A 26,856-nucleotide genomic window follows, 5' to 3' on the forward strand; every position below is an offset into this window, starting at 1 on the left:
GGCGCGTACCTTAGGCGGTTCCGGTATAAATTTCCAGTAAATCCGCGCCAAGAAAGCGAATTTCCGTTCTGTTTAGCTCCAGACGATCCTTCAGGGCATAAATCCCGAGGTTATCCACAGCCGCTTTTCCGTCGGCCCCCAACAGGGATGCCGCCCGAAACCAGAGCAGGCGGTCATACAGCCCGGCCTTTAAGCAGGAACTCACAAGCCCCGCGCCGCCCTCGACCAGCACACGGGTCAGCCCCATCGTGCAAAGCTGTGTAAACGCGGCGGGCAAATCGCAGTGGCCGTCGTTGTCAACCGGCACCGGCACGACCCTGACCCCTTTTGCTTCAAGCTGCGCTTCTTTTTCAGGATTTGCGTCAACCCGGCAAATTATCCACAAAGGCGCTGTGGATAAGTCTTTCAGAAGTCGCGACTCGGGAGAAAAACGCAAATGCGTATCAAAAACGATCCTTACAGGGGTGCTGCCGACCCCCGAAAGACGCGATGTGAGACGTGGATTATCTGCAAGAACGGTTCCTATCCCCACGGCAACGCCGTCATGCCTGGCCCTTTCCAGATGGCCGTATTGACGCGAAAATGCGCTCGTAATCCATTGTGATTCACCGGAGGCGCTTGCAATTCTGGCATCCAGCGTCGTAGCCGTTTTCAGCGTTATCAAAGGCCGCCGCGCCGTTTGGGAAAGAATAAACCCGCGGTTGATTTCCTGCGCTTCTTCCATGCAAAGGCCGGTTTCAACCTCAATACCTGCCTGCCGGAGAATGTCGCGCCCCTTCCCGTTTGTGCGGGGATCGGGATCGGGCGCGGCAATCACGGCACGCTTCACGCCGGCCTGTACAAGCCTTTGCGCGCAGGATCCTGTTGCGCCCTCATGCGCGCAAGGCTCCAGCGTAACGTAGACATCCGCTCCTCCGGCCGCGGCGCCCGCCTGTTCCAGCGCGATCGTTTCCGCATGCGGACGCCCGCCGTCTGCCGTGCGCGCCCGTCCCAGCACTATCCCGTCTTTCGCGATCACGCATCCCACGGACGGATTCGGCGCCACCCGCCCAAGCCCCGTCCGGGCAAGGCCCAGCGCCGAGCGCATGTAATGAATATCGTTATAATGCGGCATATCGGGAAGAGCTTATTCCGCCACGCGCTTTTTTTCCACCTGCAAACTCTGCACTTCGTCCAGAAAGGCGTTGAAGTCTTCCGGGTCGCGGAAATCCTTGTACACGGAGGCGTAACGGATATAGCCGACTATATCGAGCTCCACCAGCGCGTTCATCACGAACCCGCCAATCTCGCGGGAGGGAATTTCCGGCTCGCCATAGCTTTCAAGCTGCCGGACGATGCCGTTCACGGCTTTTTCGATCTGCTCTTCGCTGATCGGGCGTTTGCGCAGCGCCACGCGGATGGACCGGGTGATTTTCTCGCGGTCGAAGGGCTGCGTATCCCCGCCCGCCTTGACGACCATCAGGTCGCGGAGCTGGATCCGCTCGAACGTCGTAAACCGCCCCCCGCAGGACGAACAGGACCGCCTGCGCCGGATCGCCGCCCCGTCATCCGTGGGGCGGGAATCCTTCACCTGCGTTTCCTCATTTCCGCAAAACGGGCAGTGCATGTGTCAAGCCCTAGGAAACGGCCTGATCGTAGATCGGGAAGCGGGCGCACAGCGCCTTCACCTTGGCTTTGACAGCGGCCTCAACATCGCCGTTGCCTTCCGGACCGTTGGCCACCAGCCCGTCCAGCACCTCAAGAATAAGCGCGCCGATCTCTTTCCACTCCACAGGGCCGAAGCCGCGTGTGGTGCCGGCCGGCGTCCCCAGACGCACGCCGGATGTCACGAAAGGCTTTTCAGGGTCAAACGGCACCGCGTTCTTGTTGCAGGTAATGCCCGCATGCTCCAGCGCTTCATCCACAACTTTTCCGGTCAGGCCTTTGGGGCGCAAATCCACCAGAACAATATGGGAATCCGTCCCGCCGGAGACAATATCCAGCCCCCCGCCAATCAAAGTTTCGGCAAGGATTTTTGCATTGCTTACAATAGATTGCGCATAATTTTTAAACTCTGGCCTTAACACTTCGCCAAACGCAACAGCCTTGGCCGCGATCACATGTTCCAGCGGGCCGCCCTGCAGGCCGGGGAAAATGGCGGAGTTCAGTTTCTTCGCAATCTCCTCGTCATTGGTCAGGATCATCCCGCCGCGCGGGCCGCGCAGCGTTTTGTGTGTGGTGGTCGTGGTCACATGCGCGTGCGGAACCGGCGACGGATAAGACCCGCCGGCAACCAGCCCCGCGTAATGCGCCATATCCACCATCAGGTACGCGCCGACTTTATCGGCAATTTTCCGAAAACGTTTCCAGTCGATCACACGCGGATAAGCGGATGCCCCGGCCAAAATCAGCTTGGGCTTGTGCTCGTCTGCCAGACGTTCCACCTCGTCATAATCGATCAATCCGTCTTCCTTGCGCACGCCGTACTGAACGGCGTTAAACCATTTGCCCGACTGGTTCGGCGCCGCGCCGTGGGTCAAATGCCCGCCGGACGCCAGCGACATCCCCAAAAATGTGTCGCCCGGCTCGAGCAGCGCCTGAAAGACACCCTGATTGGCCTGCGCGCCGGAATGGGGCTGCACATTGGCGAACTGACAGCCGAAGATTTTCTTGGCCCGCTCGATCGCCAGGCTCTCGGTGACATCCACATGCGCGCAGCCCTGATAATAACGTTTTCCCGGATAGCCTTCCGCGTATTTATTGGTCAAAACAGAGCCCTGCGTCTGAAGAACCGCCTTGGAGACAATATTCTCGGACGCGATTAACTCGATCTGGTTTTGCTGGCGCTCCAGTTCGGCGTTCAGCGCTTTGAATATTTCGGGGTCTGTGTCCTTTACGTCCCCGCTGAAATAGCTGTCATCTGTCATCGTTTTCTCCGCTGCATTGCTCATCTTGTTTCCTTTCCTAATTTTTCCACACGGGCGGCATGCCGGCCGCCTTCAAAATCCGTTGTTAAAAATGTTCTCAAAATCTCCAGCGCCTCTTCCGGCGGCGTCAGCCGTTCGCCCAGACACAGGACATTGGCGTCGTTATGCTGCCGGGACAGGGCCGCCATGTTTGAATCCCTGCACAGGGCCGCCCTGACTTTCGGGTTCCGGTTCGCCGCAATGGAAATCCCGATTCCGCTGCCGCAGATCGCCACGCCGAACGGCGCGCGCCCTCCGGCCACATAATCGGCAACTTTATAGCCGAAATCCGGATAATCGACGGAATCCGGCCCGTCCGTCCCCAGATCGACCCATTCGGCATCCAGAGAATCGAATTTCTCTTTCAGAAACTCTTTCAGCGCAAAACCCGCGTGATCGCTTGCGATTGCCACCTTTAAAACCATACCCTTTGTATAGGAACTCTACCCTACTCAATCAATCCTTTTTTACGCAAAACATATTCGAGCCGCCTGAGCGCGTTGCGCTTTAAAATCTCTTCCGACGCGCTCTTGGGGCCCTGAATGGAAATTTCCGTCAGGGTTTTCGTATCCATCGCAGCCACGCGCACATAATTCCCGACAGGGAAAAACTCGATAATAACTTCACGGTCTCTTAACGGCGCGTCTTTCATGTGTTTATATATAGCCATGAAAAAAGCAGAATTCGACTGGAAAGACCCGCTTCTCCTCAATGATTTGCTGACCGAGGAAGAACGCATGATTCGCGACAGCGCCCACGGCTTCGCGCAAAAGACTCTCCTGCCCGGAATTATCGAAGCCAACCGGCACGAGCATTTCGACCCGGACATCCTGAAAGAGATGGGAAAGCTCGGCCTTCTCGGTCCGACCATCGAGGGCTATGGCTGCCCCGGCGTTTCCCAGGTTTCCTACGGGCTGATCGCGCGGGAAGTGGAGGCGGTCGATTCGGCCTACCGCTCGGCCTTGTCGGTCCAGTCTTCGCTTGTCATGTATCCGATTTACGCCTTTGGCTCGGATACGCAGAAGGAAAAATTCCTGCCGAAACTGGCCTCTGGCGAATTTATCGGATGTTTTGGTTTAACCGAACCGGATGGCGGTTCCGACCCCTCATCCATGAAAACCCGCGCCAGGAAAACGGATGGCGGTTACAGGCTTTCCGGGGCCAAACAGTGGATTACCAATTCCCCTGTCGCAAATGTTTTTGTGGTCTGGGCCAAGGATGACGGGGGCGAGATCATCGGCCTTCTTCTTGAAAAAGGCATGAAGGGGCTCGAAGCTCCCAAAATCGAAGGCAAATTTTCCCTGCGGGCTTCTGTTACCGGCGGGATCATGATGGACGACGTCTTCGTCCCCGAAGAAAACAGGCTGCCCAAGGCCGAAGGCATTAAATCCCCCTTTATGTGCCTGAATTCGGCGCGCTACGGCATTTGCTGGGGCGTCATGGGCGCGGCGGAAAGCTGCTGGCATATCGCACGGGATTACGTGATGGACCGGCACATTTTCGGCAAACCGTTGGGCGGGCAGCAGCTCATCCAGAAAAAACTGGCCGATATGCAGACCGAAATTACGCTGGGGCTGATCGGCGCCTGGCGGCTGGGCAATTTGAGGGATCGGGAAAAAGGCGGAAATGAACCCATTTCGCTCCTGAAACGCAACAATTGCGGCAAGGCGCTGGATATCGCCCGCACCGCGCGCGACATGCTGGGCGGCAACGGCATTTCAGATGAATATCACGTGATCCGCCACATGATGAATCTGGAGGCCGTTAACACCTATGAAGGCACGCACGACATCCACGCCCTGATCCTCGGGAAAGCCCAGACGGGGCTGCAGGCCTTCGGACAGCCTTAGTTACTTCACAGCCGGACGGAAAGGCGCGTCGCAGCTATATTTCGACTTCGGCAGTCGCATGGCGTTGAAATACCCGTCCTTATCCAGACGGTTTATAGCCTCGGCCACCATTTTCGGGCTTGGATGGTCCATAATCTCGAAATGATCGATGAAATCCTGTTCGTCTATCAGGTTCTCCGGGTTGTATCCAAACGTTGGATTGTCCGCGTACATTTCCAGCATAAGGCGCTGGTAATCCTTCGGGCCGACAAGATTCGCCGCGATGACGTTTTCCGTCAGTTCGCATTCCCTTTGAACGCCTGCCGCTAACTTGAACGCCTGCGTCATTTCGTCTGTGTACTGCCCCTTTTCCATCACGCTCAATACCGTGTCATACCCGATCCGCGAGGCTATTTCCGCTTCATAGAGCCTGTTGGTGGCGCGGGACCCGAACTCCGCGGCAAGAGCGGCGCTCATATGTTCCGGCGTCATGCTCGAGTCGATCATGATCACGTCGCCAAACCCCCCATACAAAGCGGGGTAACCGACCTTCGTTGACAAATCCTCCACCAGCCAGACATGCGGCAGGGGAAGCTGCAACCCCGTGGCGATATTCGTCTTGGTATTAAAAAACCGGATTTCGTTCTCCAGAAAGCCCTGGTCGTCCGGATTGATTTTACGATGCTTTGCTCCGAGATTGTTGAGATGCGCTTCCTGAACCGCCAGGCCGATAGAAATCGTGCCCGGATCCATTTGCGATGTTAAATCGTGGATCTCCTTGCCCTTATCCAGCAATGCCACAATTTTTTCATGAGCCCCCAGATCAGGCGCCTCCAGAATTTTTTTCTCTTCTCCCTTTAACCGGAAAAAGGACGAAAGAACCTCTTCCGGCTCCTTGTCCGTCTTAAACATACTGTCCAAGACGTCCGTGCTTGCACATCCCGCGACGGACAAGGCAGAGACGGCACAAGTCGTCATAACAAAAGCTCTTTTTAACAATGATAATCCGGACACAACACCCTCCTATAGACATAAAACCAACCCGTTCTACAAACAATATAATTTTATGTCAATAAAAAACCTGGGAGAGGGTTTCCAGCGTTGCAGAAAAGGTTGACTTTTTCCGGCAAGGCTATATATTTCCATAAAATTTACAAACGGAGCCTGAAAATGAACAAAGTCCTCGAAACAGTGATGCGCATAAGCAGCGTTTTTGAAAATCTCGCGGCACAAAGAAAAAATCCGCGGACTTTTGCCGTTCCCGGAAATGCCTATACCCTCCTTAGCCTTAAAGATTTCAGGAAAGCGTTCTTCTCGGCAACGGTATGCAAGGCCGCCTGCGCCCGTTTTGAAGACCCCGAACAAACGGTTCTGACGCAGCTTGTCTGCACGCACAGGGCCTTCGGAAAGCCCTATTTTGTCGCCATCCCGCCGGAACAGGACCCTGTCATCGCCGTAGAACTTTCCTATGAGGGCGCACAAAAATCAATTGCCGACCTTGGGTTGAGATACCGGCCCCTTGCAGGGAAATATAAGCCCTCTGCAATCGCTCTCAAATACCTGTGGGCAAGAGGCGAAGCAGAACTGGAAAAAATATGCGGCGTCGAGGTCCCTGCGGGCGCTAATCGTCCAAAGATGCCAGCCCTGTAAACTGGGTCTGGGAGGTCCAGAACCGCTCGAACATGTCCATGGCCTTGATGCATTCGGTAATGCGTTCCGGGGTCAGTTCGGTGCCTTCAATCTTTTTTTCATGCCGTTCGAACATGTCGGAAAGCATCTGGTAGAGATCCTTGCCCTTATCGGACAGCTTCACGCGGATGGAGCGTTTGTCGTGAACGGAGCGTTCCTGCTCGATATAGCCGTTCTCGCTCATCTTCTTGACGTTATAAGACACGTTCGACCCAAGATAATAGCCGCGCAGCGTCAGTTCCCCGACGGTCATTTCGTCATGCCCGATATTGTAAAGAATCATGCACTGGACGTTGTTGACGTCCCGAATCCCCTTACGGTCGATTTCCGCTTTGACCACATCCAGAAAATACCGGTGCAGGCGCTCGATTCTCTGGATAGCTTCAAAATATGGTGTTGTCACTTGGATACTCCGGCAATTGGTTTGTTTCAAGAATACGCTGGTGGACACGCCGGTTGACAGGCGCAAACTTAATGATACGGGTAAAAGATTAACGAAATCTTGTCCTCCGCGCAAGCATGCCGCGTCCTCAAGGGCTTTACATTACGGCGCGGCGTGAATAATCTGTCGCCCTGAAAGCTATTCTCGAAAGGCAGCACCATGAAGACTTTATCGTCTCTTCCCGATCAGACAGGCAGGGCCCAAAGCGCCGCCGAAGCGAAATCCCATGCCGAAGCACTCAAAATGAAGCCTTTGACCTCCAGAACGTTTCCGCATGTGCGGATGCGCCGCCTGCGCCAGAGCGATTCCCTGCGCGATATGGTGCGCGAAAACCACGTTCGCAAGGAAGATCTGGTTTACCCCCTCTTTGTCGAGGAAGAGATAGACCAGCGGCTGCCCATCGGCGCCATGCCGGGCGTTTTTCGCGAAACCGAGAAATCTCTGGAGAAAGTTGTAAAGGACTCGGCCGCCGCCGGCGTGCGCGCCCTGATGCTTTTTGGCGTGTCGCACCACAAAGACCACACGGGCAGCGACTCGATGACTCCCGGCGGGCTTCTTTCCCGCATCATTGACCGCGCCAAGCAGGCCGCGCCGGAAATGACCGTCATCGCCGACACCTGTTTTTGCGAATATACGGATCACGGCCATTGCGGCCCGCTGGATGCGCGCGGCGATGTGGATAACGACGCGACACTGGAGAATATCTCCATGCAGGCCGTCATCTCCGCCGAGGCCGGCGCCGACATGATTGCGCCGTCTGGCATGATGGACGGGCAGATATCCGCCATTCGCCATACCCTCGACATGGCGGGCTTTTCTCATGTGCCCATCATGGCTTATGCGGCGAAATTCGCCTCCGTTTTCTACGGCCCGTTCCGGGAGGCGGCGGGTTGCTCTCTCGGCCACATCCCGAATGTCCGCAAAGACCGCAAAACATACCAGATGGACCCGGCCAACGGCCGTGAAGCGCTGCGCGACGCCCTGCTGGATGAGCAGGAAGGCGCGGATATCCTGATGGTCAAACCGGGAATGCCCTATCTGGACGTTCTGGCGCGTTTGCGGCAGAAAACGGACATTCCCCTGGCCGTGTACCAGGTCAGCGGCGAATACGCGATGCTGAAACATGCGGCGGCGGCAGGGGCGCTGAATTACGAAGACGCCCTGATGGAAAGCCTTCTGGCCTTCAAGCGCGCAGGCGCCGACATGATCCTGACCTATGGCAGCCTTGACGCCTGCCGGTTATTGGATAAATAGGTTTTTAAACAAGCGTCTCCCTTGAAAAAACGCGCAAAACGGGCGATAAATAACAGGTAAGGATTTTCGAATCCCTGCCGGTGTCTGCTGCGTTTTCTTTTTTGCGTTTCTCTTACCTGCTTAAAACAAGCTAAAGAAGGGTATCTTCCTGCCATGAAGTTTCTAGGGCTGCTTCTCGTTTTTGTTTGTACCTTTGGCGGCCTGATGGTGGCTGCGGGCGTTGACAAAGCCATCGCTCTGATTACCCACGCGATCCTTCCCGCCATGCCGGGAGAATTTATCATCATCTTCGGCTGTGCCGTGGCGGCTTTCCTTGTCGCCAACCCGATGGATGTTGTCAAAATGGCGCTCAAGCAACTCGGGGCCGCCCTCAAAAAGCCCTCCGCCTACAGCAAGGACGATTATGTGGATTTACTCTGCACGCTTTATTCCGTGTTTAAAATCGCGCGCACAAAGGGATGGCTGTCCCTGGAACAGCACATTGAAAACCCCCATGAAAGCGAGATGTTCAAACAGTTTCCGAGCTTTCACAACAACCACCATGCCGTGACCTTTTTATGCGATTATTTGCGGATTATCTCTCTGGGGAATGAAGACCCCCACCAGATCGAAGCGCTGATGGATGAAGAGATTGAAACCATCGCGCATCACGAAGGGCATCCGGGGCACGCCGTCCAGACCATGGCAGACGGTATTCCCGCACTGGGGATTGTGGCTGCGGTTCTGGGGGTGATCAAGACCATGGCCTCTATCAGCGAACCGCCCGAGATTCTGGGTAAAATGATCGGGGGTGCGCTCGTGGGAACCTTTCTCGGGGTGTGGCTTTCCTATGGAATGGTCGCTCCGATTGCGGGCGCGATGACGCATCGCGGGGAAACGGAAGTGATGTATTACAGATGTATCAAAGTGGGGGTTATTGCCTTCCTGAACGGCGCGCCGCCGCAAGTGGCCGTTGAATTTTCACGGAAGTTCCTCCCGCATGATGTCCAGTCCTCCTTCCTTGAACTGGAAGAGAAGCTCAACGAACTCCCCAGCCCGACGGCCTAAGCCATGTCTGATAAACAGGACGAACTCCGCCCCATTATCATCAAAAAGGTCAAAAAGGTTGCCGGCGGCCATCACGGCGGCGCATGGAAAGTGGCCTATGCGGATTTCGTGACCGCCATGATGGCGTTCTTCCTGCTGCTGTGGCTCCTGAACGTCACCACGAAAGAGCAAAAAGAGGGGATTGCCGAATATTTCGACCCCACCCCGATGGTCAGCAAGAGCGATGACGGCGCAGGCGGTTTGCTCGGCGGACTGACCGTGTCGCCGGAAGGCGCCATGATAAGCCAGAAAGAACCCGTCCCCCCGCCTTCGCCGGACGTTCCTGCTGTCAGAGCAGGCAGCAATCCGCCGGACACCATCAACGATCCCACAAAGATCGAGGAAGAAAAACTTCGCGCGGAAATCAAAAAGCGCGAGGATGAGGAATTCAAAAAAACGGAAAGCGCCATCAATCAGGCCATTCAGGGAACGCCGGACCTTCAGGACCTGGCCAAAAATATCATGATGGACATCACGCCCGAGGGCCTGCGCATTCAGATCGTCGATCAGGACGGCGCCTCCATGTTCCCGTCGGGCAGCGCCCAGATGTATGAAAAAACGACCAAACTCATGCAGAAAGTAGCCAAAATCATTTTGGGAACGCCCAACGAGCTTTCCATTCGCGGCCATACGGACGGCGTCGCTTATGGCGCGGGCGCCACCTATACGAACTGGGAGCTGTCCGCGGACCGGGCCAATTCCTCCCGCCGCGTTCTTCTCGATGCCGGCGTGCCCAAATCCCGCGTCAATAATGTTCTGGGCAAGGCCGACAAGGATCATCTCTTTTCCGACGACCCGGCGGATGCGCGCAACCGCCGGATTTCCATCATCCTCCTGCGGCAGGAACTCACCACGCAGGAAGGCGCCAACCGCAGCAACGAAGCGGTGAAACACAAAGAAATAAAAGAGAAAAGAAAACTCTACCAACGCTCTTCCGGAAGTGTTGAATTTCCTTAGACTTCAAAGCTACGATAACTTAGTGCGACTCTATTGACACCCCCTCCAGAAACTATATGTTATGGAATTAAAAAACAAAGGGGTCTCGCATGAAATGCTCTTCCGCATACACTTTGGATGTAAGTCAAAAGCACTCCAAACTCTCTGACAATTTTGCTGCAAACGATCCTGGCAGGCTTTATTTAAAAGAACGAGTGTCTCTGCACCCTCGTAACGCAACGATAGCAGACATTGGTTGTGGAGACGGAAAGGACATCAGAACATTTGAAGAGATGGGGTTTTCAAATATAACGGGAATAGAACCGTCTGACAGTTCCCGCCAAATTGCGTTAGAACGCGCGTCATCTGCCGTTGCAATTAAAGATGGATTCTTTGAAAATATTCCTTTGGATGACAACAGCGTTGATGTAGCCACGGCCCGTTTTTCTCTTCATTACTGCGACGACCTGAAAAGAGCCTTTAATGAAGTGGCAAGAGTCTTGAAACCCGGTGGAAAATTTTATGCCGTTATTTCTGATCCGGATCTGGATCAGGAAGAACCCCGAAATGACGACGGAACAATTTCAATCACTTTATTTGACGAACAGGTAAAAATTACTTACCCCCTTCACACATTAGATGGTTATATTGAGGCTGCAAAAAAGGCCGGACTTACATTTGATATTGAGCGCAGATATTGCGGCCTTGAAGCGGACAGGAGTAAGAACGGCAAAAATAACAGCTTATGTTTTGCCGCGGCGTTAAAACGATAACGTCAGAAAATCTTTCTTACCCAAACTTATTACTCTTCGGGAAACCGTTGGGGGGGAGGCGTCCGGCCTGCGCGCGGTTGCCCGCCCAGGGGTTCAGATCCCCGACAAATGTTTCGCCGCTGCCGTATTTGAAGGACAGCCCGTCTTCCCATTTAAAGGTTTTCAGATCGGACAGGCCGCCCTCTTTATAGCGCTGTAAAATCACGCCCTTGCCTTTGGACATTTCCGGAATTTCGGCAAGGTCGAAGACGATCATTTTCCGGTTTTTACCGATGACGGCGATATGGTCGTGCCCTTCCCCGATCGGACAGCAGAGCTTCGCCTCCGCCTTGCCGGAGACGTTGAGAATTTGTTTTCCGTTTTTGGTCTGGGCCAGAACGTCTTCCATCTTCACGACAAAGCCGCGCCCGTCATCGGCGGCAACAACCATTTTAACGTTGGGATCGTAAACCTTCATGTCTACGATGTCGGCGTCATTGGGCAGATCGACCATCAGGCGCAGCGGCTCCCCATAGCCCCGGCCCGGTGGCAGTTTATCGCCGCCGATGGTATAAAAACGCCCGTTCGAGCCAAAGACCACAATCTTGTCCGTGGTCTGGGCTTCCAGCACAAAGCGCCCGCGATCCCCGTCTTTATATTTCAGGTCGCCGGTGTTTAATCCGTGCCCTTTCATGCCGCGGATCCAGCCTTTGGAAGAACAGATCACCGTGACGGGTTCTTTTTCGATCATCGCTTCTTCGAGATTTTCAATATCGACCGGCGCAGGCGCAGCGCCGATTTTCGTCCGCCGTTTGCCAAGCGCCGTGTCCTTGCCGAATATTTTCTGGATATCCCTGATCTGTTTTTTGATGGCGCTCCACTGCCGCGCTTCGGATTTCAGCAGTTTCTGGAGGTCGTCCCGCTCTTTGGAAAGTGCGTCATGCTCGCCCCTGAGTTCAATCTCCTGCAACTTGTTCAAGGAGCGCAAGCGCATATTGAGGATGGCTTCGGCCTGTACCTCCGTAAGTCCGAAAGCCTTTATCAGTTCCTCTTTCGGCTTGTCCTTGGTGCGGATAATCTTGATGACCTTGTCGATATTCAGGTAGACGGTCAGAAATCCTTCCAGCACTTCGATCCGGCGCAGCACTTTTTCAAGGCGGTAGGACGAGCGCCGGACGAGGACCTCCTGCTGATGGTCCAGCCATGCCTGCAACACGTCTTTCAGGCTCATCACGCGCGGGGTAATGCCGTGATCCAGCACATTCATATTCATGTTAAAGCGCGTTTCCAGGTCGCAGTTACGGAACATCGCTTCCATGAGAAGTTCCGGTTCCACATTCCGGCTGCGCGGCACAAGGACCAGACGAATGTCTTCCGCCGATTCATCGCGGACATCCTCCAGCATCGGCAGTTTTTTGGCGTTGATCTGGTCCGCAATTTTTTCGATCAGTTTGGATTTTTGAACCTGATAGGGAATCTCGGTAACCACGATCTGGTATTGCCCTTGCTTCAGGTCCTCTTTTTCCCATTTGGCCCGCAGCCGGAACGCGCCCTTCCCGCTTCGATAGGCGGCCATGATATTCTCTTTCGGCTCCACCAGTATGCCGCCCGTGGGAAAATCCGGCCCCTTGATAATCTTCACAAGCCCCTTTTCGTCGATGTCGCTTTCGAGCATTTCCAGACAGGCTTCACACAGCTCGGCCGCATTAAAAGGGGGAATATTGGTGGCCATCCCCACGGCGATCCCGGAAGAGCCGTTTGCGAGAAGATTGGGAAACCCGCCAGGCAGGACGACCGGTTCGTTTTCGCTGCCGTCATAGGTTTCGCGGAAATCGACGGCGTCTTCGTCTATGCCGTTTAAAAGAAGCTGCGCGACCTGCGTCAGGCGGCTTTCCGTGTAACGCATCGCGGCGGCGTTATCCCCGTCGATATTCCCGAAATTCCCCTGCCCGTCGATCAGCGGATAGCGCACGGCAAAATCCTGCGCCAGCCGCACCAGCGCATCATAAACGGAACTATCCCCGTGCGGATGGTATTTACCGATCACGTCCCCGACCACGCGGGCGCATTTTTTCGGCGCGCTTTCGGGCTTGAGCTGCAACTGATACATGGCATAAAGGAGACGGCGGTGCACGGGCTTCATCCCGTCGCGCACGTCCGGCAGGGACCGGCTCATAATCGTGGAAAGCGCGTAGGACAAGTACCGCTCGGAGAGAATCCCCTCGATCCCCTCATCTACAATATGCTGCTCTACGGCTTGTCCCTTTTTACCCATGGCCTATCTGTTTACCGCCACGGCACCGGAAAAGCCAAGGGTTTTTTGTATTTCGTCATTGCGGGGATCCTGAAAGGCGACGCGGCAATCCAGTGTTTTCTTTTTTAGATTGCTTCGCCTTCGGCTCGCACTGACGGTGAAATCGTTTTCCGAAACCTCTCCGCGAATCTCAGGCGGGCTTCCGGCACGCCTTTGGTATGATGGGCAAACGCCCAGTGCTCCAGAAAATAGCCCGTCATTCTTAGCCCCTTCAAAACCTCCTCCGGCGCACCGGGGCCTCCTTGCGGCTTCAAAAAATCCGGCAGTTCCAAAAGCCTGTCTTTGTAAGGCTCTGCTTTTTCGGCGCTCACCGCGCGGCCGGATTTCGGGCTGATATGGGTAAGCTGCCCTGCATCCCCGCCCCCTGCACATTTGCTCAGCTCCAGCCCAAAGCCCAGCTCCTTCAAAAAGGCCAGTTCCCACATCACGTAAACCGGCCCCCAATGCTCCTCTTCCAGCGCCGTCATCAACGCCTGGAATCCGTGGAAAAGGCCCGGATGCCCCTCCCGCTCCGGCAGGGCCGCGTCGCACAGGCTGCAGGCCGACAAAAGCGCGCCAAGCTTCAAAGGGTCATCCATCAGGAAAGGAGGAATCCCCCTTTCCTGCTCTACCGTGTAAGAGCCTAGATTCTCTTCAACGCGGGATTGCCACTGCGCCTTGATTAAAGAGCCCGGCTCCAGCATGCCCCGTTTTTTCGAAGACCGCCCGCCATGCACATAGCCCGCGTGACGGCCATGCTCGCAGGTCAGCAGCGCGACAATCGCGCCGTTTTCACCGTGCGGGCGGGCATGCAGGACAATCCCTTGATCGGACCATGATTCCATTTCTCCTTTTTAACACGAAGAGGAAAAGGTGCCACGCAGAACACGAAAATAAAAAATTTGTTATCTTCTCTTGGCTTTGTTTCGCTTCATGTTAAAAAAAGACATGACAATAAAAACAGGAATTGCAGGTTGCGGCGCGCTGGGCGGAATCGTGGCCGGGGCCCTCGTCGAAGGGATTGACGGGTATGAATTGATCGGGATTTCCGACATCCGTAAACCGCCTTTTGATGTGCCGCTTATGGATTTTGAAGAGCTGGCTGAAAAAGCGGACCTCGTGATTGAGTGCCTTCCGCCCAAAGAGGTGCCGAAGCTGGCGCGAATCGTTTTGAAAAAAAACAAGCGCCTTGTCTTGATCAGTGCCGCCGCCCTCCTTCTGTATCCGGAAATCGAAACATGGGCGGCCGGAAGCGAGGGCCGCATTATCGTGCCCTCCGGCGCGTTATCGGGTCTTGATGCCGTATCGGCCCTGAACTGCGCGGGTATTCAAAGCGCAAAAATCCGCTCGACCAAGCCTCCCAAAGGCTTTACCGGGGCGCCCTATGTGGTACAGGAACAAATCGATCTGGACGCGATCACGGAAAAAACGAAACTTTTCGAAGGCAATGCGCTGGAGGCCGCCAGGGCCTTTCCCGCCAATGTCAATGTCGCCGCCAGCTTGAGCCTTGCGGGAATCGGCCCCGAAAAAACACGCGTGGAAGTCTGGGCCGATCCGGATATACGCGGCAACTCTCATGAAATCACCGTCTCCGGCGAGCGCAGCACCATTACCTCGAAGGTCGAAAACACGCCTGATCCCGCCAATCCCAAAAGCTCCATGCTCGCGGGCTATTCCATCGTGGCGTGGCTGAAGAAACAAAACGCAAAAATTGCGGGGGCGTAAGCCTTACTCCCGGCTTCCGAAGCCCGGACCTCCCGTCCCTGCCATGTCGCGGTATTGATTGAAAAGATGCTTGTCGCGGCCCTGCCACTGCCGGGACACTTCCGGCGCCCCGACGGTGGCCACGCCGTCGCCAAAAGAAACATGCGTTGCCGTTGCAAACGTCACGCTTGTGGTCGAGCGATCGAATTCCATGCTCAGGGAAAACGCCCTCTTGTCATTGACCGGAAGGACGGAGCTCACCTCGACAGCGCTGCGGCCCTGCGCTTCCGCTCTGAAATCGTTATTTTGCGGGAAAAGACGTCCGTTCGCGATCGAAAGCCCGTCCGCCTTCATGGCCGTTCCGACGGTCGAGTGTTCCCCATCGAAAGAAGAAGCAGACTTTTCTCTGGCTGTATCCCAGTGATTCGTATCGTATTTTCCCCATTTCCCGCCCTGATCGAGCGTGGTCGAGATTTTCAACGCACCGTCCCCTGTCACGGAATAGCTCTGGGTTTGTTTGGACACCAGAAGACCTTCCAGATTGCGGGCGCTGACTTTACAATGAATCGTGTCCGGATCGGCTTCATCCACCGCACATTTCTCGCTGATGGTGACGTTCATCCCGCGATTAAAATACCGCGCATAATCGCCCATCGGCAAGGCAAGATCGCTCGCAACCTTGTCAATGGTCAGGCCGCTGCCGATGCCTTCGTCCGCGCCTGAAGCGGCTGCGGTAAAGGCCATGGTTGCGACGGCCGCATATTGCCTGAAAGAGCTCATAAACAGTTCCACCCCGGTATTGTTTCACATAACTATACTATACAGGGAGCAGTTCTTCAATCTTTTGCTGAAATCACCTGAAAAACGGTAAAAGCCTGCCTTGTCTGGGCAACATCATGCACGCGGAAAACCTGCACGCCCTGCCGGAGGCCCCAAAGCGCTGCTGTCAGGGAGCCTGCCAAACGCTCCTCTACCGGCGTCTTCGGGATGAGCTTCTCAATGAAGCTCTTTCGCGACGCCCCCAGCATCACCGCCGCGCCCAGCCCCTGGAATTTATTTATATTTTTCAATAATTTCAGGTTGTGTTCTAATGTCTTGCCGAACCCTATTCCCGGATCGATAACGATCCTGTTCCGGGCAATCCCCGCCGTCAGGCAAATCTCGATCCGCCCGGCCAGGTAATCATAGACCTCCTGCACCACATCCTTGTAAGCGGGTGCTTCCTGCATATGCTCCGGCGTTCCCTTCATATGCATCAGGCAGACAAAAGCTTCGTGTTCCGCCACGACGTCCAGCGCCGCCGGATCATGCGTCAGGGCGCTCACATCGTTGACCATCCCGGCCCCGGCGGCCAGCGCCGCCTTCATCGTGCCGGCATTGCGGGTATCCACCGACAGGAGCGCGCCGCAATCTTTAAGCCCTTCGATCACGGGCAAAACCCGGGACAGCTCCTCTTCCGGCGAGACTTTCTGGGCGCCCGGACGGGTCGATTCCCCGCCGATATCCAGAATTTCCGCGCCCTCCCGATATAATTTGAGCCCCTGTGCAACGGCCTTTTCCGGTGCCAGAAAATTCCCGCCGTCCGAAAAACTGTCCGGCGTGACATTGACAATTCCCATCAAAACGGGCCCCTGCTTTAAATCAATCATCCGCCACCTCTATTTCCTGGGATTCCGGAAGGCCCGAAATAAGGTCAGAAAGACTTTTATGCGAGACGGGATGCACCCATTCCGGCGCGATCTCGGCCAGAGGCCGCAGAACGAAAGCCCTCTCGCTCATACGCGGATGCGGCAAAACAAGGTCAGGGCCTGTCAGGATTTCATCGTGATAGGCAATCAGATCCAGATCCAGCGTCCGGGCCGCGTTTTTAACGGAGCGCACGCGCCCGAAATCCCGCTCTATCTCCAGAAGAAGGGCCAGCAACGCCTGCGGCGAAAGGGACGTCCGGACGGATACGACCGCGTTATAATACCAGGGCTGCGCGGCGTCGAAAGGAACCGGCGCGCTTTTCCAGATATGGGAAGAGGCCAGAATATCGAGGCCCCGCCGCCTCATTTCCGCCTCGGCCGCGCGCAGCGTTTGCGCGGGCACGCCATACGCACCGGATAAATTTGCGCCAAGAGCGATCAGAATCAAAAAGGCCTCCTTTTTTCAAGGAGGCCCATCATAAGCTTCTGGCAAAAACTGGCAAGCTACCAGCTTCTGACCCCGCCGGAATCGATATGGACAAAATTGCTTTTACGGTAATATCCTACCCCGCCGGCTTTCAGGCTTTTGGCAATGTCCCGGATATTCGTGCTTGCAACGCCCGGCAGACGCAAGTCAATCGCCTGCCCGGTCATGTGCAGGGATGTCTTGGCAACGCCCGAACTCGCCCGCCGCAGCATGGAGTTTGTTTTCGGGCAGCGGTAAGCGGAAAGAACCTCGTAGGGCTGCTTCTGATCCGTCATTTCATGCACGGTATAGATAATATCGATAACGCGCGGATCAATCGGGAAAACATCGTCACTGCGGAAATCGCGCAGGACCACATTGATCTGTTCGAAAGCGTCTGGAAGGTATTTGTCCCCCACGCGATAGACGCCGGAGAACATCTCCCCCGTATGCACATTGCGGAAAGAGATGCGGCGGCTTCCGCGTGTAATTTCTTTATTGCTCCCGAACACCGATGCCGCTACGGGGCTGGCGACGGAAGGAACGATGGCGGCGCCCAGGGCAACTTTTACGCCTGTAGACAAAAGCGCGCGGCGCGTGATTAAACATTTATCATCTTCGGGCAAAGAACCCTGATCTGAAATCGTCATAAAAAACACTCTTCATCTGTTGAAAAAAAAGCGGATGTTCTATCCGCAAGGAAGGGTTCATAGCGAAAAAAGACGAAAGAGTCAAAGAACCCCTGCACGGGGGGTATTCTACTGGTTTACGCTGCCCAGTTCAAGGCCCGACTTTTTGCCGGTTAACGGGAGGGTTGAAGCGGATTTCACAAGGTTTTCAGGGACCTGAAACCCCTTTTTACCGGACAAAGCCTCGATCAGTTGCCGGTCCTGCCCGTACAAATCCGCCCCGAAGACGATTCGCCCCCGGTCGTCCTGCCAGACGCTCTGATATAAAATATAAACCGGCAGGGGCTCGTCCGTCATGATGTCGGTCAGCCTGCCGGAGGCCAGGATATTTTCGGCCTTTTGCGCCGACCATCCGTCATTTTTATCCAAAATGAACGCGGCAAGCTCTTTGGGCTTTGATACCCGGATACAGCCGGAACTCAACGCGCGCGAATTTTTCTTGAAATATTCCGGCTTGTTGGTGTCGTGCAAATAGATGTTGTAGGGGTTTTCCATGATGACCCGCACCTGCCCCAGCGGATTGCTGCGTCCGGGGCTCTGGACCATTCTGATCTGGCCCAAATCTCTCTGGGTCGCCGTATTCCAGTCAATCGTGGCCGGGTCGACATGGCGGGCGTTCCGGCCCGAACCTTGCGTGATCTGAATACCGCGCTTGCTCAGATAATAAGGATCTTCCTTAAGTCTGGGCAGGAAGTCGTCCCGCTTGATGGTCGGAGGGACGGTCCAGTTCGGATTAAACCGGACGCCCGTAATCTCGGTCTTGAAACTATTGGTCGGGCGGCCTTTTTTACCGACAATCACAGGCATTTCAAGCTTCACAGCCCCCTGATCCACGGCCCATAACGTCGCCGAGGGAATATTGACCAGGATATAGCGGTCCGGCTTGTTTTGCTCCACCCAGCGCAGGCGCTCAAGATTGGCGACGATCTGGTTGATCTTGTCCTGCCGCGTTACGTTCATCAGCGCCACTGTCTGCGGCCCGATCACGCCGTCCGGCTCCAGTCCGTGCCGGTACTGGAACGCCATGATTTCCTGCGCCAGTTCGTCATCGTAATAATATTTGCCATTCAGCGCTTTTTCGGGATCCATTCCCATGTAGCGGCGAATATCCGCAACGGCTTTATGTTCGTCCCCGACGCGTAAAACGCCTTTGAAATGAAGAGGGGAATTTCCATCTTCCGCCGGCTGCGATGCCAGCGCCACCAGTTCCCGCCGCAGCGCGCCGTAAAGCTTTCCTTCCGGCTCCAGAGAGCGCAAAGCGTTTTTGACATCCGATGTGCCGGAAACACGTTCCAGAATCTCCCGGGCCTCCAAAGGCCGGCGCCAGTAATTCACCTTTTGCGGAATCTTTCCCCACCTCTTTTCGGGGTCAATACGCATCCCTGTTAAATCGCGCCCGTAAAGGATCAGGGCATCGGACAGGAGCAATTCAAGTTCAAAACGCCTCTGTCCGAAGGGCGCATCCAGAAGCGCTTTTATCTCTGAAATATGGTATTTCCGTGGATCCAGTCCGTGGGTCCAGCTCTCTTCCAGTACCTCCAGAATATGGTGCGCCTTGTACTGATAACGCGTTCGCCCGCGCACCCAGGCCGGTTCGTTATCGCGCGATTCATAAAATCCGCGTAAAGCGGCAACATCGAAAAAGGAATGCCGCGTGGCCTGCGGATCCTGTAAAACCCCCATCAACCCGCTTTCAACGACCAGAGACTTCTGGGCGTCGGACTCGCTGCCCGCATGGGCCGCCGCCATCTGCGCCTGCGAAGGGGCGGGATTTCCCCACAAAAAAGCGCCCGTTATCAGCGCCAGAAAAACCGGGCCAAGCAAAAGGACTTTTTTAAAAGCTGGTAAGGCAGAATAGATCACGGGATCTCCAGACCGTTTGATAAAACAACAGTAGGATACTGACCCAAAATGGTTAACAAATACAAAACATGCCGGAAAACTATCTTTCGCCAGCTTTCACGGGAGGGGCATCAAACTAGATATCCGCGAAAACGTGCTTTTCACCCTTGGCGCCGGGATGTGTGACCGCGCCCGTCCGCGCCGGACCGACCGCCTGCGCGAATTTCCAGATTGCGCCGCTGCCATAGATATGTTCTCTGGGCGTCCAGTTTTTCCGGCGCGTTTCAAGTTCATCTGAACTTAAATTCACATCTATAATGCCTTTTTGAGCGTCAATGCGGATAATATCCCCGTCCTGAAGCAGGGCGATCGGCCCGCCCACGGCAGCTTCCGGCCCCACATGGCCGATACAGAAACCGCGCGTCCCGCCGGAAAAACGGCCGTCCGTAATCAGGGCCACCTTGCCGCCCATTCCCTGCCCGTACAGCGCGCCGGTCGTGGAGAGCATTTCCCGCATGCCCGGGCCGCCTTTGGGGCCTTCATAGCGGATAATCAGGACATCGCCTTCCTTGTATTTTCGCGCCTGCACGGCCGCATAGCAGTCTTCCTCGCTGTCAAAGCAACGGGCCGGACCTTCAAACACAAGCTCTTTCAGCCCCGCCACTTTCACAATCGCCCCGTCCGGCGCGAGATTGCCTTTCAGCCCCACGACCCCGCCCGTCGGGGAAATGGGATGCGAAACGGGATAGACAACATCCTGATTTTCGGGAAATTTGATATGCGCGACGTCTTCGGCAATCGTTTTGCCGGTAACGGTCAAACAATCCCCGTGAATATACCCGGCGTCCAGAAGCTCTTTAATCACGACAGACACGCCGCCCACGTCGAAAAGGTCCTTGGCCACATATTTCCCGCCCGGTTTCAGATCGGCGATATAAGGGGTTTTTTTGAAAATTTCGGCCACGTCGAACAGGTCGAACGCGATTCCCGCCTCGTGCGCGATGGCCGGCAAGTGAAGGGCCGCATTGGTCGAACCGCCCGTCGCCGCCACCACGCGCGCCGCGTTTTCGAGGCTTTTACGGGTCACAATATCGCGGGGTCGAATATTCTTTTTTATCAACTCCATAACGGCTTTTCCTGAAGCTTCCGCGTAAGCATCGCGGGTCTCATAAGGCGCAGGCGCTCCTGCCGACCCCGGCAGCGCCAACCCGATCGCCTCGCTCACGCAGGCCATCGTATTGGCGGTAAACTGCCCGCCGCACGCCCCGGCGCCCTGACAGGCGCAGCATTCCATCTCCTTGAGATCCTGATCCGAAAATTCACCTGAAGCGTGCTTTCCGACCCCTTCAAAAACATCGACGATCGTTACGTCCTGCCCCCGGAATTTTCCGGGCAAAATAGAGCCGCCATACATAAAGACGCTCGGCACGTTGAGCCGTACCATCGCCATCATCATCCCCGGCAGGGATTTGTCGCAGCCCGCCAGCCCCACCAGCGCGTCATAACAATGCCCCCGCATGGTCAATTCCACCGTATCGGCAATGGCGTCGCGCGAAGGCAGCGAAGAGCGCATCCCTTCATGCCCCATAGCGATCCCGTCCGTCACGGTAATCGTCGTAAATTCGCGCGGCGTGCCCTCGCACGCTTTCACCCCGGCCTTCACGGACTGTGCCTGGCGCGAGAGCGCGATATTGCACGGCGCCGCTTCGTTCCAGCAGGTCGCCACCCCGACCAAAGGCTGGTTGATTTCCTCTTCCGTCAGGCCCATAGCATACAGCATCGCCCGATGCGGCGCGCTTTCGGGTCCCACCGTTACATGACGGCTCGGCAGTTTCGACTTATCCCATTTGGTCATGGGGTCACCTTTCCTTAAATCGCAATGTCAAAAATCAAGAGATATAAATAATTACAGGCTCCGGGCCCTTTCAATGGCCTTTCGAAAAATAATGGGCTCGGCGATCGGCGGCAGGATAACCTCCCCAACCCCTGTTCCGTGGATCATCACGCGCCCGTAATCGAAAATACGCCCGAAGATGCCCTGGATGACGTTCACGCCCTCGATCCGGTCGATGCTTATTTCCCCGACATAGCGGGCCACGAGGCCGCGCTTGTAGACAAGGCGTTTATTGGTAATGGCGATTTCGGTTGTAGCTTTGATAATCATCATCTGGACGAAACGCATAAGCCCCATCAGCACGACAAAAAAGGCCAGAATTTTAATACCGGGATGAAGGTTTCTGATCTTTTCCAGCCAGTCCATTTGTTCAAACCCGACGGTATTGAACATAACCGGTTCCATTTTGATGGCGAAAACGATAATGACGATCGCCAGAACAACGCTAAAAACGATATTTACGACCGCGCTGACATTATACATCCAGTGGAAATACCCCCCGTGGATGATTTCCTCACCGTCTGACAAGGATTGATTGATATATTGCATAAACCTTAATCTCCGAAAGAAATCCCTAGACTTTTCGCAGTATGCACCATCGCGCCATTGACGTCTACCGTGTGGGAACGTCCGGCGACGTCCTCCGCGGCGACATCGACGATATCCCCGTTTTGTATGGCGACCATGCGGCCGAAACGCCCTTCGACGATCAAATCCACCGCCCGGACCCCGAAACGCATGGCCAGTATGATGTCATTGGCCGTCGGGGCGCAGCCGCGCAGCGTATGGCCGGGGCTTTGCACGCGGACTTCGGCCTGCGTGGCTTCGCCGAGCTTGTCCTTCAGATACGCGCCGATGCCCCCGTAACTGACTCTCCCGCTGGCGTGCTGTTTCTGGACCTTTTGTCCCTGCATATCCCTCACGGCCTCGGAAACGACGATATGCGCGTAATTCCGGCCCGTTTTTTTAATGTCCTCATATTTTTGAATGAGATGTTCGAACGTGTAGGGGATTTCAGGGATCAGAATGATATCCGCGCTCGCGGCCAGTCCCGCGTGCAGCGCCAGATGCCCGGCGTCCCGCCCCATCACTTCCGTCACCATGATCAGGTCATGGGTCTGCGCCGTGGCGTGCAGGTCGTGCATGAAATGCACGGCCGTGCGCACCGCCGAATAAAAGCCGATCGACAGCTCCGTATGATAGACGTCGTTGTCGATGGTCTTGGGGATCCAGACCAGGTTAAACCCGCCTTTTTTGGCCAAAGCATGCAGGATTTCCATGCTGCCGTCCCCGCCGATCCCGATCAGGGTTTCAATGCCCAGCTTGTGAATATTCTCGATAATCTCGTCGGAACGGTCTTTTTTAGACCCGTCCGGCATCGGGTATGCGAAGGGGTCGCCCTTGTTGGTCGTGCCCAGGAAGGTGCTGGGTTTTTGCATGATATCGGCCGTAAACCGGGCCGGATTGAGAACTTCATAGGAAAGATCGGGGCCCATCAGCCCCTTGGTGCCCTCGCGGATACCGATTGTCTCATATCCTTTTTGCGCCGCCGCACGGGTGACGGCGCCGATCGCCGCATTCAGCCCGGCGCAGTCTCCGCCGCTTGTCAGTATGCCGATTTTCTTCATGATGCTTTTGTGTCCTGCCTCTAAAATGGTCAAGACAGATGTTTTAACGCAAGAGCCCGGCAAAACCAATGAAGAAGATTCCGGCCCCCTTGCGTTCTTTCTGGCTTTTTTCGTATTATTTTTCTTACAAAAATCTCTTTTTTCTGATAGAATAAGCAATTCAAGACACTTAGACGAAAATTCTGATTATTTAATGGAAGATATTACAGAGTTGGAAGAGAAGCGCGTCGAGCTTGAGCGGGAGCACAGGGACCTCGACGAGATTATTGAGCGCCTGCGGAGCACGCCGCCGGTGGATTTTTTGCAGGTGAAACGTTTGCAAAAGAAAAAGCTGTTTTTGAAAGACCAGATTTCAAAAATCAAAAGCGACATCCTGCCCGACATTATTGCCTGACATTGTGGATTATACTTGATTTGAGGCTGTGGATAAGTCATCCTCCTGTCCATGACGCACGCAGATCAAAACCCTCAAATAGGGGTCATCATGGGATCCCGGTCTGACTGGGAAACAATGAAAGAATCCCATGAGATACTCCACGAACTTGATATTCCGCATGAATGCAGAGTCGTGTCTGCACACCGCACGCCGGAGCGTATGTTCGACTATGCCAGAACGGCGCGGGACCGGGGGATAAAAGTGATTATCGCCGGGGCCGGAGGCGCCGCCCATTTGCCCGGAATGGTCGCCAGCCTGACGACATTGCCCGTTTTAGGCGTTCCGGTAAAAAGCAAAGCCTTAAAGGGGATGGACAGCCTGCTGTCTATCGCGCAAATGCCCGGTGGCGTTCCCGTCGGGACGCTTGCCATCGGAAAAGCCGGCGCCAAAAACGCCGCGCTCCTCGCAGTTTCGATCCTTGGAACCGCGGACGAGGCTATTATGATGCGACTCGCCGAATATCGCGAGAAACAAACAAACAGCGTTGAACTGACCCCGGAAGACTAGTTTCCCAAATAAAGACTTGAAGAGAGATAAAAAGAAGGCCATAACGCCTTGTGATGTCTATAAAATCCATGACATTGGGGCTTCTTGGCGGCGGGCAGTTAGGCCGGATGTCGGCGCTGGCCGCTGCGCGTTTGGGTATCAAAACCTGCATTTACTGCCCCGAAGGGTCATCGCCCGCTTTTCAGGTCTCCGCAAGCCATATTTGTGGGGATTACGAAGATCGACAAAAACTCAAAGCATTTGCAGATCAAGTTGATGTTATTTCTTATGAATTTGAAAATATTCCTGTGGAAACAGTCTCTTATCTACAGGATTTTAAACCGGTTTATCCGGACAAAAATCTTCTGGAAGTTTCCCAGAACCGCTTGAAAGAAAAGAGATTTTTAAACGATATCGGCATCCCGACGGCGCCATGGCTTCCCGCCCGAAATGCGGAAGATATCTCCCGGGCGCTGACCCGATGGAACGTGTCAGAGTGCATCCTTAAAACGGCCCGTTTCGGATATGATGGAAAAGGACAGGTTTTTCATAGGGATAATGATACTATTCAGGAAAGCTGGTCTAATTTAAATACGCAAGAAGCTGTAATTGAAGGGGTCGTAAATTTCGATTTTGAAATCTCTGTGATCGTCGCCCGGGACCGGTTCGGGCACATGGAAAGCTATCCCGCCGTCCTCAACGAACACCGGAATCATATTCTGTGGAAAACGACGGCCCCTGCCCCCATCTCCGGCGCCCTCCAAAAAGAAGCGTCCAATATGGCGAAAAAGATCGCTACAGAGGTGAAGTTGATCGGGGTTCTGGCTTTAGAGCTGTTTGTCACCAAAGACGGGGGCCTTCTGGCCAATGAAATCGCGCCGCGCACGCATAATTCCGGGCACTGGAGCATTGACGCCTGCGCGGTGTCCCAGTTCGAACAGCATGTGCGCGCCGTTTGCGGCCTGCCTGTGGCCCCGATAGGCCGGCATTCGGATGCGGAGATGATAAACCTGATTGGAAATGACGTAGACAATCTTCAACAATATCTGGACATGGAAAGCGCCTGCATCCATCTTTACGGGAAGGAAGAGGCCCGCAGGGGCCGCAAAATGGGTCATGTTACGATATTGAAGGACAAAAGAAATGAAAGCTGCCAAAACGACGAATAACCAGGCCACCCGCACCGAAACCGATTCCCTCGGCGACATCGAAGTCCCTGAAACCGCTTATTACGGCGCGCAGACGCAGCGAAGCCTGCAGAATTTTGAGATCGGAACGGAAAAAATGCCCGCGCCGCTGGTGCGCGCGCTGGGGATTCAAAAAAAGGCCGCCGCCCTGACCAATATGGCTTTGGGCGCGCTGGACGAAAAGCTGGGCAACACAATTGTACAGGCGGCCGAAGAGATTATCGACGGCACATTGGCGGATCAGTTTCCCCTCGCAGTCTGGCAGACGGGTTCCGGGACGCAGTCCAACATGAATGCCAATGAAGTGATTGCCGGGCGCTCCAATGAAATCCTCGGGGGCCCGCGCGGCGGAAAATCTCCCGTCCACCCGAACGACCATGTCAATATGGGCCAGTCCTCCAACGATACTTTCCCGACCGTGATGCATATCAGCGCCGCGGAGCAGGTCCATCACGAGCTTGTCCCCGCGCTGGAAGGGCTGCACAAGGCGCTGGCCGATAAGGCGCAGGCCTTCGCCCCCCTTGTGAAGAACGGCCGCACTCATCTGCAGGATGCAACGCCGCTGACCCTGGGGCAGGAATTTTCCGGCTATGCCTGTCAGGTAAAATACGGCATTGCGCGTATCGAAGCCGCCCTGCCCCGCGTCCTCCAACTGGCGCAAGGCGGCACGGCTGTGGGCACGGGGATCAACGCCCGCACCGGCTTTGCGGAAGCCTTTGCCAAAACCGTTTCCGATATTACGGGGCTTCCCTTCGTGACGGCGGAGAACAAATTCGAGGCGCTGGCCGCGCAGGATGCCATGGTGGAGCTTTCCGGCGCGCTGAATGTCCTTGCCGCCTCCCTGATGAAGATCGCCAATGACATCCGCCTGCTCGGCTCCGGCCCCCGCTCCGGCATCGGGGAAATCACGCTGCCTGCGAACGAGCCCGGCTCCTCTATCATGCCCGGCAAGGTCAACCCGACCCAGTGCGAAGCCCTGACGATGGTCTGCGCGCAGGTAATGGGCAATCATGTCACCGTGACCGTCGCGGGCTCCAACGGGCATTTTGAGCTGAACGTGTTCAAGCCTGTGATTATCTACAATGTCCTTCAGTCCATCCGCCTGCTGGCCGACAGCGCCGCGAGCTTTACCAAAAACTGCGTGGTGGGGATTGAGGCCAATGAGGCGCGGATTCGAAGCCTGATGGAAAACTCCCTGATGCTGGTCACGGCGCTCAACACGCATATCGGCTATGACAACGCCTCGAAGATCGCCAAAACGGCCTATGCGGACGGCAGCACCCTGAAAGAGGCCGGCGTCAAGCTCGGCCTGCTCACGGCGGAAGATTTTGACGCCTGGGTCCGCCCGGAAGAGATGATCAGGCCAAAAGACTGACACCATGACGCCGGAAGACTATCTCTGCGCGCCCGTCGTCAAGCATTCCGTGAAGATTGCGGGGCACGCTACCAGTGTTTCAATCGAAAAGCCTTTTTGGGATTTGTTAAACCGGGACGCGCAAAAGCGCGGCCTGTCCCTCAATGCGCTCATCACCGAAATCGACGAGGCGCGCGGGACGAATCTTTCCAGCGCGCTGCGCCTTTACGTGCTGCACAATCTAACGCAGCAATAA

At 55.3% G+C, this 26,856-nt stretch carries 29 protein-coding genes; 12 read left to right on the forward strand and 17 right to left on the reverse strand.

What is annotated here, in order from left to right; translation table 11 throughout:
• Positions 1–10: 10 nt before the first annotated feature.
• From ribD to H6853_08065, 5 genes are read right to left on the reverse strand one after another with little or no spacing between them, the layout of a single operon-like run.
• The gene (gene ribD / locus H6853_08045) at positions 11–1,087 is read right to left on the reverse strand and encodes a bifunctional diaminohydroxyphosphoribosylaminopyrimidine deaminase/5-amino-6-(5-phosphoribosylamino)uracil reductase RibD (GenBank protein USO04645.1); all 1,077 of its coding nucleotides are present in this window, start codon (positions 1,085–1,087) and stop codon (positions 11–13) included.
• 39 nt (positions 1,088–1,126) lie between these two features.
• Positions 1,127–1,606, reverse strand: a complete 480-nt coding sequence (gene nrdR, locus H6853_08050; GenBank protein ID USO03463.1) for a transcriptional repressor NrdR — start codon at positions 1,604–1,606, stop codon at positions 1,127–1,129.
• Between the two features lie 10 nt (positions 1,607–1,616).
• A complete protein-coding gene (locus H6853_08055; GenBank protein USO04646.1) occupies positions 1,617–2,906 on the reverse strand; it encodes a serine hydroxymethyltransferase in 1,290 nt (429 codons plus the stop codon).
• 20 nt (positions 2,907–2,926) lie between these two features.
• A complete protein-coding gene (rpiB, locus tag H6853_08060) occupies positions 2,927–3,370 on the reverse strand; it encodes a ribose 5-phosphate isomerase B (GenBank protein USO03464.1) in 444 nt (147 codons plus the stop codon).
• A gap of 23 nt (positions 3,371–3,393) precedes the next feature.
• The gene (locus H6853_08065) at positions 3,394–3,597 is read right to left on the reverse strand and encodes a hypothetical protein (protein USO04647.1); all 204 of its coding nucleotides are present in this window, start codon (positions 3,595–3,597) and stop codon (positions 3,394–3,396) included.
• Between the two features lie 16 nt (positions 3,598–3,613).
• On the opposite strand from H6853_08065, the gene H6853_08070 reads away from it, so the two are divergent.
• Positions 3,614–4,795 (forward strand): acyl-CoA dehydrogenase, encoded by a 1,182-nt coding sequence (locus H6853_08070; GenBank protein USO03465.1) that lies wholly within the window; start codon positions 3,614–3,616, stop codon positions 4,793–4,795.
• Here the strand turns inward: H6853_08070 and H6853_08075 are convergent, their stop codons facing one another.
• Complete coding sequence (locus H6853_08075) at positions 4,796–5,752, reverse strand: hypothetical protein (GenBank protein USO03466.1); 957 nt, start codon at positions 5,750–5,752, stop codon at positions 4,796–4,798.
• A 192-nt stretch (positions 5,753–5,944) separates the two neighbouring features.
• Between H6853_08075 and H6853_08080 the strand changes: the two genes are divergently transcribed.
• Entirely contained in the window at positions 5,945–6,424 is a 480-nt protein-coding gene (locus tag H6853_08080) for a hypothetical protein (GenBank protein USO03467.1), read from the forward strand.
• On the opposite strand, the gene H6853_08085 is transcribed toward H6853_08080, so the two are convergent.
• Positions 6,396–6,866: a winged helix-turn-helix transcriptional regulator gene (locus tag H6853_08085; GenBank protein ID USO03468.1), complete on the reverse strand. Its 471-nt coding sequence runs from the start codon at positions 6,864–6,866 to the stop codon at positions 6,396–6,398. The two genes, H6853_08080 and H6853_08085, sit on opposite strands and share 29 nt — an antisense overlap.
• A 198-nt stretch (positions 6,867–7,064) precedes the next feature.
• Here H6853_08085 and hemB point away from each other — a divergent pair, with 198 nt between their 5' ends.
• The 4 genes from hemB (at position 7,065) to H6853_08105 (ending at position 10,954) form a co-directional block, all read left to right on the forward strand.
• Positions 7,065–8,159: a porphobilinogen synthase gene (hemB, locus tag H6853_08090; GenBank protein ID USO03469.1), complete on the forward strand. Its 1,095-nt coding sequence runs from the start codon at positions 7,065–7,067 to the stop codon at positions 8,157–8,159.
• Positions 8,160–8,312: 153 nt separating this feature from the next.
• A complete protein-coding gene (gene motA, locus H6853_08095) occupies positions 8,313–9,206 on the forward strand; it encodes a flagellar motor stator protein MotA (GenBank protein USO03470.1) in 894 nt (297 codons plus the stop codon).
• Positions 9,207–9,209: 3 nt separating this feature from the next.
• Positions 9,210–10,202 (forward strand): flagellar motor protein MotB, encoded by a 993-nt coding sequence (gene motB / locus H6853_08100; GenBank protein ID USO03471.1) that lies wholly within the window; start codon positions 9,210–9,212, stop codon positions 10,200–10,202.
• An 89-nt stretch (positions 10,203–10,291) separates the two neighbouring features.
• Positions 10,292–10,954 (forward strand): class I SAM-dependent methyltransferase, encoded by a 663-nt coding sequence (locus H6853_08105; protein ID USO03472.1) that lies wholly within the window; start codon positions 10,292–10,294, stop codon positions 10,952–10,954.
• A 16-nt stretch (positions 10,955–10,970) separates the two neighbouring features.
• Here H6853_08105 and parC read toward each other — a convergent pair whose 3' ends face one another.
• The gene (parC, locus tag H6853_08110) at positions 10,971–13,208 is read right to left on the reverse strand and encodes a DNA topoisomerase IV subunit A (GenBank protein USO03473.1); all 2,238 of its coding nucleotides are present in this window, start codon (positions 13,206–13,208) and stop codon (positions 10,971–10,973) included.
• A 104-nt stretch (positions 13,209–13,312) separates the two neighbouring features.
• Positions 13,313–14,071 (reverse strand): DNA repair protein RecO, encoded by a 759-nt coding sequence (recO, locus tag H6853_08115; GenBank protein ID USO03474.1) that lies wholly within the window; start codon positions 14,069–14,071, stop codon positions 13,313–13,315.
• Between the two features lie 103 nt (positions 14,072–14,174).
• Between recO and H6853_08120 the strand changes: the two genes are divergently transcribed.
• A complete protein-coding gene (locus tag H6853_08120) occupies positions 14,175–14,951 on the forward strand; it encodes a DUF108 domain-containing protein (protein USO03475.1) in 777 nt (258 codons plus the stop codon).
• 3 nt (positions 14,952–14,954) lie between these two features.
• Here H6853_08120 and H6853_08125 read toward each other — a convergent pair whose 3' ends face one another.
• The 8 genes from H6853_08125 to H6853_08160 all read right to left on the reverse strand — a co-directional run bounded on the left by H6853_08125 (position 14,955) and on the right by H6853_08160 (position 23,137).
• A complete protein-coding gene (locus H6853_08125; GenBank protein ID USO03476.1) occupies positions 14,955–15,710 on the reverse strand; it encodes a hypothetical protein in 756 nt (251 codons plus the stop codon).
• Positions 15,711–15,766: 56 nt separating this feature from the next.
• Positions 15,767–16,579 carry a dihydropteroate synthase gene (gene folP / locus H6853_08130; protein ID USO03477.1) on the reverse strand — a complete coding sequence of 271 codons (813 nt, stop codon included), beginning with the start codon at positions 16,577–16,579 and terminating at the stop codon, positions 15,767–15,769.
• Complete coding sequence (gene folK / locus H6853_08135; GenBank protein USO03478.1) at positions 16,572–17,066, reverse strand: 2-amino-4-hydroxy-6-hydroxymethyldihydropteridine diphosphokinase; 495 nt, start codon at positions 17,064–17,066, stop codon at positions 16,572–16,574. Before folK ends, folP begins: the two co-directional genes overlap by 8 nt.
• A gap of 56 nt (positions 17,067–17,122) precedes the next feature.
• Positions 17,123–17,734, reverse strand: coding sequence for a DUF882 domain-containing protein (locus tag H6853_08140; protein USO03479.1), 612 nt, complete (start codon positions 17,732–17,734; stop codon positions 17,123–17,125).
• A gap of 108 nt (positions 17,735–17,842) precedes the next feature.
• The gene (locus tag H6853_08145; GenBank protein ID USO03480.1) at positions 17,843–19,597 is read right to left on the reverse strand and encodes a L,D-transpeptidase family protein; all 1,755 of its coding nucleotides are present in this window, start codon (positions 19,595–19,597) and stop codon (positions 17,843–17,845) included.
• Positions 19,598–19,751: 154 nt separating this feature from the next.
• Entirely contained in the window at positions 19,752–21,470 is a 1,719-nt protein-coding gene (ilvD, locus tag H6853_08150; GenBank protein USO03481.1) for a dihydroxy-acid dehydratase, read from the reverse strand.
• A gap of 51 nt (positions 21,471–21,521) precedes the next feature.
• Complete coding sequence (locus tag H6853_08155; protein USO03482.1) at positions 21,522–22,058, reverse strand: PH domain-containing protein; 537 nt, start codon at positions 22,056–22,058, stop codon at positions 21,522–21,524.
• A gap of 5 nt (positions 22,059–22,063) precedes the next feature.
• Complete coding sequence (locus tag H6853_08160) at positions 22,064–23,137, reverse strand: ATP-dependent 6-phosphofructokinase (GenBank protein ID USO03483.1); 1,074 nt, start codon at positions 23,135–23,137, stop codon at positions 22,064–22,066.
• Positions 23,138–23,330: 193 nt separating this feature from the next.
• Here H6853_08160 and H6853_08165 point away from each other — a divergent pair, with 193 nt between their 5' ends.
• Genes H6853_08165 through H6853_08185 form a run of 5 tightly spaced genes read left to right on the forward strand, consistent with a single transcriptional unit; the run spans position 23,331 to position 26,856 of the window.
• Positions 23,331–23,531 (forward strand): DUF465 domain-containing protein, encoded by a 201-nt coding sequence (locus tag H6853_08165; protein USO03484.1) that lies wholly within the window; start codon positions 23,331–23,333, stop codon positions 23,529–23,531.
• A 51-nt stretch (positions 23,532–23,582) separates the two neighbouring features.
• Positions 23,583–24,080 (forward strand): 5-(carboxyamino)imidazole ribonucleotide mutase, encoded by a 498-nt coding sequence (gene purE / locus H6853_08170; protein USO03485.1) that lies wholly within the window; start codon positions 23,583–23,585, stop codon positions 24,078–24,080.
• Positions 24,081–24,133: 53 nt separating this feature from the next.
• Entirely contained in the window at positions 24,134–25,228 is a 1,095-nt protein-coding gene (locus H6853_08175; protein USO03486.1) for a 5-(carboxyamino)imidazole ribonucleotide synthase, read from the forward strand.
• On the forward strand, positions 25,203–26,621 hold the full coding sequence (fumC, locus tag H6853_08180) for a class II fumarate hydratase (protein ID USO03487.1): 1,419 nt from the start codon (positions 25,203–25,205) through the stop codon (positions 26,619–26,621). The genes H6853_08175 and fumC overlap by 26 nt, the downstream gene beginning before the upstream one ends.
• A 4-nt stretch (positions 26,622–26,625) precedes the next feature.
• Entirely contained in the window at positions 26,626–26,856 is a 231-nt protein-coding gene (locus H6853_08185) for a ribbon-helix-helix domain-containing protein (protein USO03488.1), read from the forward strand.

The sequence above is a fragment of the Rhodospirillales bacterium genome (assembly GCA_023898765.1).
Classification (GTDB): Bacteria; Pseudomonadota; Alphaproteobacteria; order Micavibrionales; family Micavibrionaceae.

Excerpts from the sequence above, each read along its gene's own strand:
- H6853_08185 (USO03488.1), top strand. The coding sequence starts at position 26,626 with ATGACGCCGGAAGACTATCTCTGCGCGCCCGTCGTCAAGCATTCCGTG.
- H6853_08055 (USO04646.1), bottom strand. The coding sequence starts at position 2,906 with ATGACAGATGACAGCTATTTCAGCGGGGACGTAAAGGACACAGACCCC.
- H6853_08080 (USO03467.1), top strand. The coding sequence starts at position 5,945 with ATGAACAAAGTCCTCGAAACAGTGATGCGCATAAGCAGCGTTTTTGAA.
- H6853_08105 (USO03472.1), top strand. The coding sequence starts at position 10,292 with ATGAAATGCTCTTCCGCATACACTTTGGATGTAAGTCAAAAGCACTCC.
- fumC (USO03487.1), top strand. The coding sequence starts at position 25,203 with ATGAAAGCTGCCAAAACGACGAATAACCAGGCCACCCGCACCGAAACC.
- nrdR (USO03463.1), bottom strand. The coding sequence starts at position 1,606 with ATGCACTGCCCGTTTTGCGGAAATGAGGAAACGCAGGTGAAGGATTCC.
- folP (USO03477.1), bottom strand. The coding sequence starts at position 16,579 with ATGATTGATTTAAAGCAGGGGCCCGTTTTGATGGGAATTGTCAATGTC.
- ribD (USO04645.1), bottom strand. The coding sequence starts at position 1,087 with ATGCGCTCGGCGCTGGGCCTTGCCCGGACGGGGCTTGGGCGGGTGGCG.
- parC (USO03473.1), bottom strand. The coding sequence starts at position 13,208 with ATGGGTAAAAAGGGACAAGCCGTAGAGCAGCATATTGTAGATGAGGGG.
- motB (USO03471.1), top strand. The coding sequence starts at position 9,210 with ATGTCTGATAAACAGGACGAACTCCGCCCCATTATCATCAAAAAGGTC.
- motA (USO03470.1), top strand. The coding sequence starts at position 8,313 with ATGAAGTTTCTAGGGCTGCTTCTCGTTTTTGTTTGTACCTTTGGCGGC.
- H6853_08140 (USO03479.1), bottom strand. The coding sequence starts at position 17,734 with ATGACGATTTCAGATCAGGGTTCTTTGCCCGAAGATGATAAATGTTTA.
- hemB (USO03469.1), top strand. The coding sequence starts at position 7,065 with ATGAAGACTTTATCGTCTCTTCCCGATCAGACAGGCAGGGCCCAAAGC.
- rpiB (USO03464.1), bottom strand. The coding sequence starts at position 3,370 with ATGGTTTTAAAGGTGGCAATCGCAAGCGATCACGCGGGTTTTGCGCTG.
- H6853_08065 (USO04647.1), bottom strand. The coding sequence starts at position 3,597 with ATGAAAGACGCGCCGTTAAGAGACCGTGAAGTTATTATCGAGTTTTTC.
- H6853_08120 (USO03475.1), top strand. The coding sequence starts at position 14,175 with ATGACAATAAAAACAGGAATTGCAGGTTGCGGCGCGCTGGGCGGAATC.
- recO (USO03474.1), bottom strand. The coding sequence starts at position 14,071 with ATGGAATCATGGTCCGATCAAGGGATTGTCCTGCATGCCCGCCCGCAC.
- H6853_08165 (USO03484.1), top strand. The coding sequence starts at position 23,331 with ATGGAAGATATTACAGAGTTGGAAGAGAAGCGCGTCGAGCTTGAGCGG.
- H6853_08155 (USO03482.1), bottom strand. The coding sequence starts at position 22,058 with ATGCAATATATCAATCAATCCTTGTCAGACGGTGAGGAAATCATCCAC.
- H6853_08070 (USO03465.1), top strand. The coding sequence starts at position 3,614 with ATGAAAAAAGCAGAATTCGACTGGAAAGACCCGCTTCTCCTCAATGAT.
- H6853_08175 (USO03486.1), top strand. The coding sequence starts at position 24,134 with ATGTCTATAAAATCCATGACATTGGGGCTTCTTGGCGGCGGGCAGTTA.
- H6853_08125 (USO03476.1), bottom strand. The coding sequence starts at position 15,710 with ATGAGCTCTTTCAGGCAATATGCGGCCGTCGCAACCATGGCCTTTACC.
- ilvD (USO03481.1), bottom strand. The coding sequence starts at position 21,470 with ATGACCAAATGGGATAAGTCGAAACTGCCGAGCCGTCATGTAACGGTG.
- H6853_08075 (USO03466.1), bottom strand. The coding sequence starts at position 5,752 with ATGACGACTTGTGCCGTCTCTGCCTTGTCCGTCGCGGGATGTGCAAGC.
- H6853_08160 (USO03483.1), bottom strand. The coding sequence starts at position 23,137 with ATGAAGAAAATCGGCATACTGACAAGCGGCGGAGACTGCGCCGGGCTG.
- purE (USO03485.1), top strand. The coding sequence starts at position 23,583 with ATGACGCACGCAGATCAAAACCCTCAAATAGGGGTCATCATGGGATCC.